Origin of the sequence: Robertmurraya beringensis (genome assembly GCF_042433785.1) — a bacterium.
Lineage (GTDB): Bacteria > Bacillota > Bacilli > Bacillales > Cytobacillaceae > Robertmurraya_A > Robertmurraya_A beringensis.
In genome coordinates, this window is the sequence record NZ_JBHLUU010000117.1 from 28,054 (window position 1) to 42,268 (window position 14,215).

The 14,215-nt window shown below is 43.5% G+C and carries 16 protein-coding genes; all 16 read left to right on the forward strand.

Features of this window, described 5'->3' with window-relative positions; all coding sequences use genetic code 11:
* The first annotated feature begins 4 nt into the window (after nucleotides 1–4).
* The 16 genes from ACFFHF_RS18115 (at nucleotide 5) to hisIE (ending at nucleotide 14,215) form a co-directional block, all read left to right on the forward strand.
* Nucleotides 5–1,111, forward strand: a complete 1,107-nt coding sequence (locus ACFFHF_RS18115) for a DUF4097 family beta strand repeat-containing protein (RefSeq protein WP_377058761.1) — start codon at nucleotides 5–7, stop codon at nucleotides 1,109–1,111.
* A 15-nt stretch (nucleotides 1,112–1,126) separates the two neighbouring features.
* Nucleotides 1,127–1,489, forward strand: coding sequence for a phage holin family protein (locus ACFFHF_RS18120; RefSeq protein WP_377058762.1), 363 nt, complete (start codon nucleotides 1,127–1,129; stop codon nucleotides 1,487–1,489).
* Between the two features lie 126 nt (nucleotides 1,490–1,615).
* Nucleotides 1,616–3,220, forward strand: coding sequence for an alkaline phosphatase (locus ACFFHF_RS18125; protein WP_377058763.1), 1,605 nt, complete (start codon nucleotides 1,616–1,618; stop codon nucleotides 3,218–3,220).
* 130 nt (nucleotides 3,221–3,350) lie between these two features.
* Complete coding sequence (gene hprK, locus ACFFHF_RS18130; RefSeq protein WP_340905481.1) at nucleotides 3,351–4,289, forward strand: HPr(Ser) kinase/phosphatase; 939 nt, start codon at nucleotides 3,351–3,353, stop codon at nucleotides 4,287–4,289.
* Nucleotides 4,290–4,310: 21 nt separating this feature from the next.
* Nucleotides 4,311–5,129: a prolipoprotein diacylglyceryl transferase gene (gene lgt / locus ACFFHF_RS18135; RefSeq protein WP_377058764.1), complete on the forward strand. Its 819-nt coding sequence runs from the start codon at nucleotides 4,311–4,313 to the stop codon at nucleotides 5,127–5,129.
* A gap of 187 nt (nucleotides 5,130–5,316) precedes the next feature.
* A complete protein-coding gene (locus ACFFHF_RS18140; protein WP_377058765.1) occupies nucleotides 5,317–6,261 on the forward strand; it encodes a nucleoside recognition domain-containing protein in 945 nt (314 codons plus the stop codon).
* The gene (ppaX, locus tag ACFFHF_RS18145) at nucleotides 6,251–6,901 is read left to right on the forward strand and encodes a pyrophosphatase PpaX (RefSeq protein ID WP_160548667.1); all 651 of its coding nucleotides are present in this window, start codon (nucleotides 6,251–6,253) and stop codon (nucleotides 6,899–6,901) included. The genes ACFFHF_RS18140 and ppaX overlap by 11 nt, the downstream gene beginning before the upstream one ends.
* Nucleotides 6,901–7,440, forward strand: a complete 540-nt coding sequence (locus ACFFHF_RS18150; protein WP_160548668.1) for a heptaprenylglyceryl phosphate O-acetyltransferase — start codon at nucleotides 6,901–6,903, stop codon at nucleotides 7,438–7,440. Before ppaX ends, ACFFHF_RS18150 begins: the two co-directional genes overlap by 1 nt.
* A 224-nt stretch (nucleotides 7,441–7,664) precedes the next feature.
* Nucleotides 7,665–8,843 carry an ATP phosphoribosyltransferase regulatory subunit gene (locus ACFFHF_RS18155; protein ID WP_160548669.1) on the forward strand — a complete coding sequence of 393 codons (1,179 nt, stop codon included), beginning with the start codon at nucleotides 7,665–7,667 and terminating at the stop codon, nucleotides 8,841–8,843.
* 2 nt (nucleotides 8,844–8,845) lie between these two features.
* A complete protein-coding gene (gene hisG, locus ACFFHF_RS18160) occupies nucleotides 8,846–9,484 on the forward strand; it encodes an ATP phosphoribosyltransferase (RefSeq protein ID WP_119709982.1) in 639 nt (212 codons plus the stop codon).
* Between the two features lie 6 nt (nucleotides 9,485–9,490).
* Nucleotides 9,491–10,756 (forward strand): histidinol dehydrogenase, encoded by a 1,266-nt coding sequence (gene hisD, locus ACFFHF_RS18165; RefSeq protein WP_377058766.1) that lies wholly within the window; start codon nucleotides 9,491–9,493, stop codon nucleotides 10,754–10,756.
* 112 nt (nucleotides 10,757–10,868) lie between these two features.
* Complete coding sequence (gene hisB, locus ACFFHF_RS18170) at nucleotides 10,869–11,456, forward strand: imidazoleglycerol-phosphate dehydratase HisB (protein WP_377058767.1); 588 nt, start codon at nucleotides 10,869–10,871, stop codon at nucleotides 11,454–11,456.
* Nucleotides 11,457–12,092 (forward strand): imidazole glycerol phosphate synthase subunit HisH, encoded by a 636-nt coding sequence (hisH, locus tag ACFFHF_RS18175; RefSeq protein ID WP_377058768.1) that lies wholly within the window; start codon nucleotides 11,457–11,459, stop codon nucleotides 12,090–12,092.
* Entirely contained in the window at nucleotides 12,089–12,817 is a 729-nt protein-coding gene (hisA, locus tag ACFFHF_RS18180) for a 1-(5-phosphoribosyl)-5-[(5-phosphoribosylamino)methylideneamino]imidazole-4-carboxamide isomerase (protein WP_377058769.1), read from the forward strand. The genes hisH and hisA overlap by 4 nt, the downstream gene beginning before the upstream one ends.
* A gap of 1 nt (nucleotide 12,818) precedes the next feature.
* Nucleotides 12,819–13,577 carry an imidazole glycerol phosphate synthase subunit HisF gene (gene hisF / locus ACFFHF_RS18185; protein WP_377058770.1) on the forward strand — a complete coding sequence of 253 codons (759 nt, stop codon included), beginning with the start codon at nucleotides 12,819–12,821 and terminating at the stop codon, nucleotides 13,575–13,577.
* Entirely contained in the window at nucleotides 13,574–14,215 is a 642-nt protein-coding gene (gene hisIE / locus ACFFHF_RS18190; RefSeq protein ID WP_377058771.1) for a bifunctional phosphoribosyl-AMP cyclohydrolase/phosphoribosyl-ATP diphosphatase HisIE, read from the forward strand. Before hisF ends, hisIE begins: the two co-directional genes overlap by 4 nt.

Below are 14,215 nucleotides of genomic sequence, written 5' to 3' on the forward strand. Positions count from 1 at the left end.
AAACATGAAAGAAGAGAGAAAACGAATCTTGCAGATGGTTGAGGAAGGAAAGCTTAAAGTAGATGAAGCGTTACTGCTATTAGAAGAATTGGAGAAATCCAATACCTCGATGGAAGAAAAGCAACAAAAGTTATACCATGAGCTTTCAACGGTTGTGAATATTGAGGAAGGGAAAAAGTCGTCAGGTTTTTCTTATCAAAAGGCTCAATCTGCCAAAGATAAGATACTAGAGTTTGTTGATGTGGCGTTTAAAAAGATCAAGGATTTTGATCTTGATTGGAATTTTGGTCAATCGGTAGATGTTTCTCATATCTATCAACAAACACATGCAAGAGTTAAGGATATAGATATTGACGTGGCCAATGGTTCGGTGACCCTTATCCCTTGGGATCAATCAGATGTTCGAGTCGAATGTGAAGCAAAGGTGTACCGTGTGGAATCACCAGAAGAAGCGAAAAGCCTCTTTATTAAAGATGTGTTATTTTCGGTCGAAGGGGATAAACTACGTTTCGGAGCACAACAAAAGTGGATGAAGGTGCAGGCAAAGGTATACGTACCTTCTACGGAATTTGAGCATATTCGTATTCGCATGTTTAACGGGCCGATCACAAGCGAAAACCTAGTGGTGGCTTCATTTAAAGCAAAAACAGCAAACGGAAAAGTGGATGTGTCGAACATTAAGGCTTCAAAGACAGAACTAGAAACAGCAAATGGACAAATTACGGTTACGCAAAGTCAAATAGAAGATTTTGAAGCAGAAACGATTAATGGAGCTATCAGAGTGGATGGTTCGTATAAAAAGCTCGACCTCCAATCCTTTAACGGAAATATTGAATGTGAACTGGCTGGTGACCAAAGTGATGTGGTTGTAGCCAAAGCAACAACAGGATCCATCAAAGTGAAGGTACCCGCTTCATGGGCATTAAGCGGCGAACTAAAGTCCAATCTTGGTGGTTTCCAAGTAGACGTTGACGATATTTCAGTTGTAGAAAATAAAAGTGAAGTGGTTCAAAAAATGGTTAGTTTTAAATCTACAAGACCGCTGGATACCTTTACAACGATTCTTGCAGATACAAAGACCGGTTCGGTTTCGTTGAAAAAAGTGAAATAAGAATGGATGATTGCGATGAGATGGCTTATAGGAATAGGAATTAATGCGATTTTGTTTATCGCACTGGCAGGCTATTTTGAAAACTCCTTTTATATAGAAGACTTTGGGGCGGCATTGGCCGCGAGTTTCATATTAGCGATTCTAAATATGCTGGTAAGGCCGATATTAATCATATTAACTCTACCGATCACATTTGTGACACTTGGTGCATTCTTGCTAGTCATCAATGCATTGACACTTCTGCTCACCGATGAACTGGTCGGTTCTTCCTTTGAAATCGACGGATTCTGGATGGCCTTCTTCATCGCACTCATCATGTCGATCGTAAATGTCATCCTTCAGAAAACTGTTTTTTCGAGAAAAAAGGAAAATGACTAAGTTTCCACCCTCCTTTTAAAGCAAAGGAGGTTTTTTTATTGGCATTTTCCCACACTAATTTCCATTTCCCCGGTTACTTTCCAACAACATGAGTAAAATAAACAACGATTGGGAAAGGAGGCTTTTATGAGCAAGAAACTGCTGATTACAACCTTAGCATGTATCATTTTACTTGGAAGTGTAGGGTGTACAGAGATGAAAGCCGAGCAGCCGCAAACCGAGTCCCCGAGAAATGTCATTATGATGGTGATGGACGGAACAAGTTCGGGAGCGATCGCATTAGCCCGGTGGTATAAAGGAAGAGATCTTGCGCTAGATCAGATCTTGACGGGGGGCGTGCGAACGTATTCGGCAGAATCTGCGATCACGGACTCAGCGGCTGCGGCCACTGCTCTGGCAACTGGAAACAAAACGGATGAGCATTATATTGGGCTTCTTCCATCGAAAATTACGACACCAGGCAAGCAGGACGAAAATCCGAAGCATGCACTCATGCCGGTAGCCAATGTTCTAGAAGGAGCGAAGCAAGTAGGGAAAGCGACTGGTATAATTGCTACCTCTGAAATTCAACACGCCACACCAGCTGGATTTTCCACACATGTTCCGAGCCGGAAGCAAAAAGAAGATATTGCTGAGCAACAGGTGTATCAAGGAATCGATGTTGTACTTGGTGGGGGAGCCGTTCATTTAACAAATCGTAAAGACCAGGAAGATCTACAAAAGATCATTAAAGAAAAAGGCTATCAATGGGTCAACACGAGAAGTGAATTACAAAAGGCGAACGGGCCAAAAATCTGGGGAAGCTTTGCCGAGCAGTCGCTTGCCTATGATATAGACCGTCCAGCAACAAAGCCTTCCGAGCCTACTCTTGCTGAGATGACAAACAAAGCGATTCAAACTCTTTCAAAAGACGAAGATGGATTTTTCCTGTTTGTGGAAGGAAGCAAGATTGACTGGGCTGCACACAATAATGATATTGTAGGTATGATTAGCGATGTGTTAGCCTTCGACGAGGCGGTAAAGGAAGCAGTTAGGTTTGCTGAAAGAGATGGAAACACGATGGTGATTGCCGTGACGGATCATGGAAATAGTGGAATCTCGATAGGGAATCGGCAAACATCTAGATCGTATGCGCATACTCCCGTTGAAAGCATTATTCAGCCATTGAAAAAAGCCCAGCGGACGATCGAGGGTGCACTACAGGACCTTAAGCCTGATCGATCCAATATCAAACAAGTGGCAAAGCAGTATGGGCTGGATCATTTATCAAACAATGAAGTAAGAATGCTGATCAACTCCAATCATGTTGGAGCCGATCTATCTGCTATGTTAGCAGAAAAAGCCCAACTTGGTTTTACAACATATGGTCATACGGGAGAAGATGTATTTCTGTACGCGTACGGTCCGTCTCATCCGACAGGCTTCCTAGAGAATACGGAGTTACCTGAAAAAATGGCAGAGTTCATGGGGTTTAACTTAGAAAAGTTGAGTCAATCGTTGTTCATAAATGCAAAGGATGCATTTGAGAAGCAAGGCTACATCACAAAAATTGATCACTCGAAAAAATATAATCCTGTATTTGTAGCTACTAAAAGAGACATCTCCATTGAAATCCCCGCGAATAAAAATATCATTACGGTAAATGGAAAGCAGTATCCTCTAAGGGGGATCTCGATATTCAATGGAAGGGATTTCTTTGTGAGTGAACAAGTAAAAGAGTTTACCCCTTAATTTCTAGCCCTTCTCAATTTTGAGGAGGGTCATTTTTTTGACAAAATACGCGGATCAAATTTGGTTCTTTATAAAAAGATGGTAAAATAGATAGGAATTGTCTCTTTACATACAGAGGAGGAACACGACCATGGCGAAAGTTCGCACAAAAGATATTATTGAAAAATTTGACCTTGAGTTAATTAGTGGAGAAGAAGGAATAAATCGCCCGATCACGATGAGCGATATCTCTAGACCGGGTATTGAGATAGCAGGGTTTTTCGATTATTATCCAGCTGAGCGGATCCAACTTCTTGGTAAAACAGAGCTAACCTTTGCGGAAAAATTGTCGCCAACGGAGCGTGCCATTCGTATGGAAAAGCTTTGTACGGATGTAACTCCCGGAATCATTGTAACAAGGGAGCTTGAGGTACCTGAAGAACTGATCGAAGCGTGTGAACGTGAGGCTGTGCCGCTTATGCGTTCAAGACAGAAGACGACTCGTTTTTCTGGACGATTGACGAATTTTTTAGAAAGTAAGCTTGCACCTACAACCGCTGTTCATGGGGTTCTCATTGATATTTATGGAGTAGGAGTTCTAATCACGGGGAAAAGTGGCGTCGGGAAAAGTGAAACGGCTCTTGAACTCGTCAAACGTGGACATCGATTGGTTGCAGATGATTGCGTAGAAATTCGTCAGGAAGATGAAGATACGCTTATTGGTAATTCTCCAGAATTGATTGAGCATTTACTTGAAATTCGTGGATTAGGAATCATTAACGTGATGACACTGTTCGGAGCAGGGGCCGTTCGCAGTCATAAACGCATTACATTAGTCATTAACTTAGAGTTATGGGATCAAAACAAGCAGTACGACCGCTTAGGGTTGGACGAAGAAAAAATGCGAATCATTGACACAGATTTAACAAAATTAACGGTTCCTGTTCGACCTGGTCGGAACTTAGCCGTTATTATTGAAGTAGCAGCGATGAACTTCCGTCTAAAACGAATGGGAGTGAACGCAGCGGAGCAGTTTACGAATCGTTTGGCTGATGTGATTGAAGAAGGCGAGCATGACGAAGAACATTAATCCTAAGGGGGATGAGCTGTAATGGAATCAACTATTCAACCGATTGACCCAATTGCGTTGTCACTCGGTCCAATCCAGATCCATTGGTACGGTGTGATCATTGGGGTGGGAATTGCACTTGCATTGTATTTAGCGATGCGAGAAGGAGAAAGAAGGGGGCTGCATAAAGATATTTTCCCAGATTTGATGCTTTGGGCGATCCCTATTGCCATCATTTCAGCTCGTATTTATTATGTGGCATTTGAATGGGATTATTACTCGCAAAACCCAGGTGATATTATCAAAATTTGGAACGGTGGTATAGCGATTCATGGCGCACTCATCGGTTCGGTTATTACTGCGATTGTGTTTTCTAGGAAGAGAAATATTTCGTTTTGGAAGCTTGCGGATATTGCTGCCCCAAGTATTATCATTGGGCAAGCCATTGGTCGTTGGGGAAATTTTATCAACCAAGAGGCACATGGGGGCGAGGTAACGAGAAGCTTTTTAGAAGGCTTATTCTTACCAGAGTTTATCATCAACCAAATGTATATTAATGGCACCTATTATCACCCAACCTTCTTATATGAATCAATCTGGAATCTTTTAGGTTTTATTTTATTAATGTCACTAAGAAGAGTGAATTTACGACAAGGTGAGATTTTCCTTTCCTATGTGATTTGGTATTCCATCGGTCGTTTCTTCGTGGAAGGAATGCGTACGGACAGCTTGATGTTAACAGAATCTTTACGTATTGCCCAAACGATTTCGATTGCCTTAATTGTTATAGCCGTTGCATTATTCGTTTATCGAAGAGTAAAAGGATACGCGAAGGTCCGGTATTTGGACCAGAGTGTGTAAAACATAGAGAGAAAAGGGTGTCATTTCTCCTTACGTAATAAAGGTTCTTCAGGAGAAACTCCACCCAATATGAAATAAGGGAGAGGGATAGTTTCCCCTTCCGCTAGCTGGTGTTGCTACGCAACAAAGGCTAGCTTCAGGGGAAACTACCCTCATCCTAATACAAATAAGGGAGCACGGAGAGAAGATGCTACAATCTACGAAAGCAGGGTTTTTCGTCGGTTTGAAGACCGTTTGGGCATTGGGGAAGATTATATTTCCGGTTGCCCTTATCGTTGCATTGCTGCAGCACACCCCTGTTCTGCCATGGGTGATACAGTTAATTACTCCTTTGATGGGGATTTTTGGACTTTCTGGTGACGCAGCAATTCCTCTCGTACTAGGAAACTTTCTCAACCTGTACGCGGCCATCGGCGCCATGCTTACGATTGATTTATCGGTAAAAGAAGTGTTTATTATCGCAGTTATGCTTTCTTTTTCACATAATATGCTCGTGGAATCGAGCGTCGCCATAAAGGTAGGCGTGAAGCTTTGGATTGCTCTTACCGTTAGAATTGGATTGGCCATTTTTTCAGGAATTGTGATAAACCTTGTGTGGCAAGGTGGAAGTGAACGTGCGCAATACGGGCTGGTGGCAGCGAAAGAAGAAAGTGTGAGTGGAGTCATTCCTGTTCTTCTCGATGCTTTGCAAACAGCCGCACTTGGAATTGTTCAGTTAGCTATGATTGTCATGCCGTTAATGATTGTGATTCAAATTTTAAAGGACTTAAAATGGCTTCAGGTGTTTTCTCGATGGATGGCACCAGTGACAAGAGCATTAGGAATGAAGGAAAATACATCAACCACTCTTGCGGCAGGATTGATCTTTGGCCTTGCGTATGGAGCGGGCGTCATGATTCAGGCCGTAAAAGAGGATGGAGTGAGCAAGAAGGACGTAACGATTGCATTCATTTTCCTCGCAGCCTGCCACGCCGTTGTGGAAGATACCCTCATCTTTATACCATTAGGAATACCTGTCCTTCCATTACTACTCATCCGTTTAGTAATGGCGATCGTATTGACCGCCATCGTGGTGAAAGTATGGAAGCGCGTGGAGTTCTCAAAACGAAAGGAAACAGTCTATGACCACTAAAACAACAACCATCTTATTTGATTTAGACGGAACATTAATCGATACTAACGAACTAATTATTCAATCCTTTCTACACACCTTACAGCACTACTATCCTGATCAATACAAGCGTGAGGATGTGATCCCGTTTATGGGACCAACACTCGTAGAAACATTTGGCGGTATGAATCCGGATAATGTCGAGGAAATGATAAAGACTTATCGTTCCTTTAATATTAGCAATCACGATTCGCTAGTAAAGGAGTTCGAGGGTGTAAAAGAAACGGTAATTGCCTTAAAGGAAAAAGGTTATAAGATTGGAATCGTAACGTCGAAAATGTCTGACGTCGTGATGAAAGGGTTGAAGCTAACCGAGCTAGATCCTTATTTTGAAATTGTCGTGGCACTTGATCACGTGGAAAAAGCAAAGCCAGACCCAGGTCCGGTACGTATGGCATTAGAAAAACTGCATTCTACTCCAGAGGAGGCGATCATGGTTGGAGATAACCATCATGATATTTTAGGAGGAAGAAATGCGGGAGTAAGAACGGCTGCAGTTGCCTGGTCGATTAAAGGTCGCGACTATTTAGCCAAGTATAATCCAGATTATATGCTTGAAAACATGACTGATTTATTGGCGATTTTAGAGGCAGAAGGATAATGAGGAGGACGACTCGCTACCCCGTCGAAGGAGCGAACTCTCTCTGGCATGTATACAAAACCGTCCCTTTTGTAAAAGTGGTTAAAAACTTCATTGTAATCCAACTCGCACGATATACACCATTTTTAGGAATGAAAAACTGGTTGTATCGAACATTTCTAAAAATGAATATTGGTGACCAAACCTCGTTTGCTCTTATGGTTATGCTTGACATTATGTTTCCAGAAAAAATCAGCGTGGGCAAAAATACGGTCATCGGTTATAACACCACGATCCTTGCACACGAATACTTAATCAAAGAGTACCGGTTAGGAGAAGTGCAAATCGGGAGCGAAGTAATGATCGGAGCAAATACCACGATTTTACCTGGCATCACGATTGGAGACGGAGCCATTGTATCAGCGGGAACGCTCGTCCATAAGGATGTTCCAGCAGGAGCGTTCGTTGGTGGCAACCCCATGCGAGTGATTTACACAAAAGAAGAGCTCACAGCAAGATGGGAAGAGGATCCGATTTACGGAAAAGAAAAGCTTCATTAACAGTAGTTAGTGAGGCTTTTTTTATATCATTGTCGATTGGTGTACATAATCGAGCCTTTATTGCGCTAGCAATAACAGCGAAGAGAATGGACGCCAATCGACTTTGTTACCAATTTTTCAGTTGACGACTTCCTTGAGAAAGGAGTAAACTACATATAACTTCAATTTGCTAACATATTAGCGAACTAAAGGATTCGGAACATTTTGATATAGAGGTGATTGTCTTGAGTCGTTTGTTTATGTTCGAAAAACCGCTTGGAATGAGGGATACTCTTCCAGGATTATACGAAACGAAAAGCATTGCTAGAGATGCGATCAAATCTGAAATGAAACGTTGGGGCTTCCAGTTTATTGAAACGCCCGCACTTGAATATTATGAAACGGTCGGAACAGCTTCGGCTATTCTTGACCAGCAGCTGTTTAAATTATTAGATTCACAAGGTCATACACTTGTGCTGAGACCGGATATGACTGCCCCAATCGCGCGTGTGGCAGCATCTAAGCTGTTAAAGGAAGACTTGCCACTGCGTTTGGCCTACTCGGCGAATGTTTACAGAGCACAGCAAAGAGAAGGGGGCAGACCAGCAGAGTTTGAGCAAATCGGTGTGGAGTGTATTGGCGACCATACGATTAGCGCAGACGGAGAGGTCATCGCTCTATTAATCTCGTCATTACGTGAGGTTGGACTACCTAAGTTCCAAATTTCCGTTGGTCATATCGGCTTTGTTCAGACATTGTTCCAGCAAATTCTAGGAACGGAAGAGCGGGCCCAAGCATTAACGAAATATTTATATGAAAAAAATTATGTAGGATACCGTGAGCATGTAAAAAACCTTGCGTTATCTTCCATTGATAAGCAAAGATTATTGGATTTCCTAAAGCTTCGCGGAGGCGAGGAGGTTCTAAGCTTTGCGAATGATATTATTGAAAACGAAAGTGGTCGTGAAGCCCTTTCTCAGCTTCAGCAATTGTGGGAGATTGTCGTAGCCTTTGGTGAGGAAGATAAGCTGAAGTTTGACCTAACACTTATTAGTCATATGAGCTACTACACAGGAATCGTGTTTGAAGTGTATTCTCACGCGGTAGGTACACCAATTGGAAATGGCGGCAGATATGATCTTCTTTTAGAAAAGTTCGGGAAGGCAACGGGAGCGACCGGGTTTGCACTATACTTAGACCGCTTAATTGAAGCGCTTGGTGGAGTATCAGAAGAAACACCGATGACATGTATTTTATTCAGTGATGAAAGACGACAAGAAGCGTACACGGTGGCAAAAGAAAGACGCGCCATCGGAGAAAAAGTCGTGTTACAAGATATCAATGGTGTGAAAAATATTGATGCATGTACGAATCAATATACAGATATCGTCTTTTTAATCGGAAAAGCAGGCAGGGGGTCTTAACAGTGAAGGAAATGCTAACAATTGCAATGCCGAAGGGGCGAATTTTTGACGAAGCAGTCGAGCTTCTCCGTCAAGCGGGCTTCAATCTTCCACCAGAGTTTGAAGACTCTCGCAAGCTCATTATCGATGTGGAACAAGAGCAATTTCGCTTTATTTTAGCGAAGCCGATGGACGTCCCTACTTATGTAGAACACGGCGTGGCTGATTTAGGAATTGCAGGGAAAGATGTTATGCTTGAAGAAGAGCGTGATGTGTATGAACTATTAGATTTGAAAATTAGTGCCTGCTACTTGGCGGTTGCAGGTTTGCCAAATACAAAAATGAACGATGTGGCTCCAAAGGTGGCTAGCAAGTATCCGAATGTGGCTGCTGCCTACTTCCGTGAACAAGGAGAACAGGTGGAGATCATCAAGCTGAATGGTTCGATCGAACTGGCACCGATCATCGGATTATCTGATCGCATCGTAGATATCGTGTCTACAGGAAAAACACTAGTTGAAAATGGACTAGTAGAATATGAGCGCATTGCCGATATTACCTCTCGTCTGATCGTAAATCCGGTCAGCTACCGAACAAAGGATGAGCGAATTAGTGAGATCGTTGATAAGTTAACAGACGTGATTCACGGAGTAAGGAGCTAAAATAGGATGAGAATTCTAAAGGTGAGTGAGGCAGTTAGCATTAAGCGTTCGGTGGATGCAGGAACCGAGGAGCAACGCCAAACGGTAAAGGCAATTATTGAAGATGTACGAAAAAATGGAGATACGGCTCTATTTTCCTATACAGAAAAATTTGATCGTGCCACGTTAACATCGATGCAGGTTTCTGAAGAAGAAATTCGTGAAGCATACGAGGAAACAGGTGCGGAGTATGTGGCGATTATTAAGGAAGCAGCTGAAAATATTCGCTCGTTTCACGAAAAGCAGGTTCGCAATTCATGGCTCACGACTGAAGCGAACGGTACGATTCTTGGTCAAAAGGTCACTCCACTTGATTCTGTTGGGGTGTATGTGCCAGGTGGAACTGCGGCGTACCCATCGTCTGTTCTTATGAATGTGATGCCAGCAAAAGTGGCTGGGGTTGAACGCATCGTCATGGTGTCTCCTCCAGGTGCTAATGGAAAGTTACCGGCAGCCGTCGTTGTTGCGGCTCAAGAAGCTGGTGTGAAGGAGATTTTTAAGGTAGGGGGAGCACAAGCAGTTGCCGCTCTTGCTTATGGAACAGAAGCGATTCAGCCTGTTGATAAAATCGTCGGACCAGGTAACATCTATGTGGCCCTAGCCAAGCGTGAAGTTTTCGGTGACGTGGACATTGATATGATTGCAGGTCCGAGTGAAATTGCTGTTTTAGCAGATGACACGGCTCGAGCAAGCGAAGTGGCAGCGGATCTCCTTTCTCAAGCGGAGCATGATGAAAGAGCGTGCTGTGTGCTTGTTACTACATCACAAGAATTAGCCGAACAGGTTTCTGAAGAGGTTGTTCGTCAGCTCGAAACACTTCCTCGTAAGGCAATTGCCGAACAATCGATTGCTGATTATGGAGCGATTTATGTGGCGGACACATTAGAAGAAGCAATTGCGACGATTAACACATTGGCGCCAGAGCATTTAGAAGTGATGACGGCTAATCCAATGGAGCTTTTAGGGCAAATCAAACATGCGGGTGCCATTTTTATCGGTCGATACAGTTCCGAACCAGTCGGAGACTATTTCGCAGGCCCCAACCACGTGCTACCAACTAACGGAACCGCCCGTTTCTCAAGCCCATTAAACGTAGACGATTTCCAAAAGAAATCAAGCATTATCTCATACAGCGAAAAAGCCTTACAACAAAACGTCGAAAAAATCGCCGCCTTCGCAAGACTCGAAGGCCTAGAAGCCCACGCAAGAGCGGTAGAATCACGATTTAAATAATAGATTGGGGTCATTTTCCCTGAAGGAAGCCTTTGTTGCGTAGCAACACCAGCTTCCGAAAGGGAAAATGTACCCCATGAATAAGACTAGTTTATGAACAGGAGGATTCGGGATGACAAGGACAGCAAGCATTACAAGAAAAACAGGTGAAACCAATATAGAACTTGCTTTAACAATTGATGGAGAAGGGAAATCAGAACTAGAGACGGGCGTTCCTTTTATGACACATATGCTTGATCTTTTCACAAAGCACGGTCAATTTGATTTAACCATCAACGCTAAAGGTGACACAGAGGTGGACGATCACCACACAACAGAGGACATCGGCATCTGCTTAGGACAAGTCCTTCGTGAAGCATTAGGCGATAAAAAAGGAATCAAACGCTATGGAAATGCTTTTGTACCAATGGATGAGACGCTTGCACAAGTCGTCGTTGACTTAAGCAATCGTCCGCATTTAGAAATGCGCGCACAATTCCCAAGTCAAAAGGTTGGAACCTTTGACACCGAGTTAGTTCACGAATTCCTTTGGAAGCTTGCCCTTGAAGCACGAATGAACCTCCATGTGATTGTTCACTATGGTCAAAATACACACCATATTATCGAAGCGATTTTTAAAGCATTAGCTAGAGCATTGGATGAAGCAACCACGATTGACCCAAGAATTAAGGGCGTTCCATCAACGAAAGGGATGTTGTAAATGATCGGAATTATTGATTACGGCATGGGAAATTTGTTCAGCGTTTCGAAGGCCCTCGAACGGCTCGAAGCTCCTTACTTCATTTCAGAGGATGCTAGCGAACTGCTACAAGCTGATAGCTTAATCTTACCAGGGGTTGGATCGTTTAAAGATGCTATGGAAAAGCTGAACGAATCAGGCCTGACTACGATGATCAAGGAATATGTGAAAACTGGAAAGCCATTGCTAGGTATTTGCCTTGGTATGCAGCTGTTATTTGAAGAAAGCGAAGAGAACGGCTTAACAAAGGGGTTAGCGTTACTACCAGGAAACGTGATTCGTTTTCCCGGAGAAACTCCTGAAGGAGAGGCGTACAAGGTTCCGCATATGGGCTGGAACAATATTCACTTCTTCCGTACCTCGCCGATTTTAGAAAATATTCATGAAGACTTTGTGTATTTTGTTCACTCGTATTACGTAAATACACCGGATCATGAGGTTGTCATCGCTAGCTGCGATTATGACGTGGAAGTACCTGCTGTAGTAGGTCGAGGAAATGTATTCGGTATGCAATTTCATCCGGAAAAAAGCAGCAAGCTAGGCATGGAATTATTGCGTAATTTTACTGAGCTAACGAAAGAAAGGGTGGCACGATGAGCTTTACTATTTATCCAGCGATTGATATGCGCGGAGGCAAATGCGTCCGCCTTTTACAAGGAGATTATAATCAAGAAACCGTGTATGGAGATTCTCCATTTGATATGGCGAAAAGCTTTGCCGATGCAGGAGCCGAGTGGATACATATGGTCGACCTTGATGGAGCTAAGGATGGCAAGCGTGTGAACGACCGCTTTGTGATCGAGGCTGCTCAAAAGCTTGATGCGAAAGTACAAATTGGTGGTGGGATTCGTACGGAGGATGATATTCTTCATTACCTAAACAATGGCGTGTCACGTGTCATTATCGGGAGTGTGGCCGTGTCAAACCCAGAGTTTGCTATTGAAATGATTCAAAAGTACGGAGAAAAGATCGCGATCGGGCTCGATGCGAAGGATGGCTATGTGGCCACGCATGGTTGGCTCGATACTTCTTCTGTCACAGCGGTTGAGCTTGGTAAGCGTCTAGCTGAAGCCGGTGCAGAGACATTTATTTTTACAGATATCGCAACAGATGGGATGCTTTCTGGCCCGAACTTATTGGCTGTAGAGAAACTGGCGGTTGAAACAGGAAAAAGCGTCATCGCCTCTGGCGGGGTAAGTGAACTTGCTGATCTGCGAGCATTGAAGGAGCTTGTAGGCAAAGGTGTGAGCGGTGCGATAGTCGGAAAAGCCATTTATGAAGGTCGATTCTCTGTTCCTGATGCATTGAAAGAGGTGAAATAACATGCTAACAAAGCGTATTATTCCATGCCTGGATGTGAAGGACGGTCGTGTGGTAAAAGGAATTCAGTTCGTACAGCTGCGCGATGCAGGAGACCCCGTGGAACTGGCTCGTTTTTATGATGAGCAAGGAGCAGATGAGTTAGTCTTTTTAGATATATCAGCTTCGCATGAAGGTCGCGGTACCATGGTGGATGTGGTTAAATCGGTTGCTTCCGAGCTAGCAATTCCGTTTACTGTAGGTGGAGGCATTAATTCCCTTGAAGATATGAAGCGCATTTTACGTGCGGGTGCGGATAAGGTGTCATTGAATACGGCTGCTGTGCTTAACCCTGAGCTTATTACTGAAGGAGCGAACTTCTTCGGGACACAATGTATCGTCGTTGCCATTGATGCGAAATATGATGAAGAGCTTGGTTCGTGGCGAGTGTTCACTCATGGTGGTCGAAAAGCGACCGAATATGAAGTCATAGAATGGGCAAAAGAAGCCGTTCGTCGTGGGGCAGGAGAGATCCTGTTAACAAGCATGGATAGTGACGGAGAAAAGAAGGGCTTTGATGTGGCCTTAACTCGTGCGGTAAGTGAGGCGGTATCGGTTCCGGTCATCGCCTCTGGTGGAGCAGGAAACTCGGAGCATTTTGCCGAAGCCTTTTTGGAAGCAAAAGCAGATGCAGCTTTAGCCGCGTCAATTTTCCACTACAAGGAAACCTCGGTCGAAGAAGTGAAATCATTTTTAAAAGAAAAAGGGGTGAACGTACGATGAATGTAAAGTTTGATGAAAATGGCTTGCTGCCGGCAATCGTTCAAGATGCGTTAACGAAGGAAGTATTAACCCTTGCGTATATGAACAAGGAATCTTTAGATAAATCGATTGAAACCCGTGAAACGTGGTTTTACAGTCGTTCACGACAGGAACTTTGGCATAAAGGGGCAACAAGCGGGAATACACAGAAAATCGTTGATATGAAGTTTGATTGTGACCAAGATGCAGTGGTTGTACTAGTAGAACCAGCTGGTCCTGCTTGCCACAACGGAACAACCAGCTGTTTTACAGAGAGTGTGTTCACAGGTGAAGAGGCAGCGTCTGGAGCGGAAAGCCTAGCAGACTACCAAATTTTATTTGAACTTGAGCAGTTGATTCGCAACCGTGAAAAAGAACGTCCAGAAGGTGCATACACGACGTACTTGTTTGAAAAAGGCGTTGATAAGATTTTGAAAAAGGTCGGCGAAGAAGCATCTGAAGTCATCATCGCTGCGAAAAACCGCGATGCTGAGGAGCTAAAGTGGGAAGCAGCCGATTTATTGTACCACTTATATGTATTGTTGGTGGAGCAAGGCTTGCCAGCTCGAGATGTCTTATCTGTATTAAATAAGCGACATGAAAAATCATCAGCAAAATAA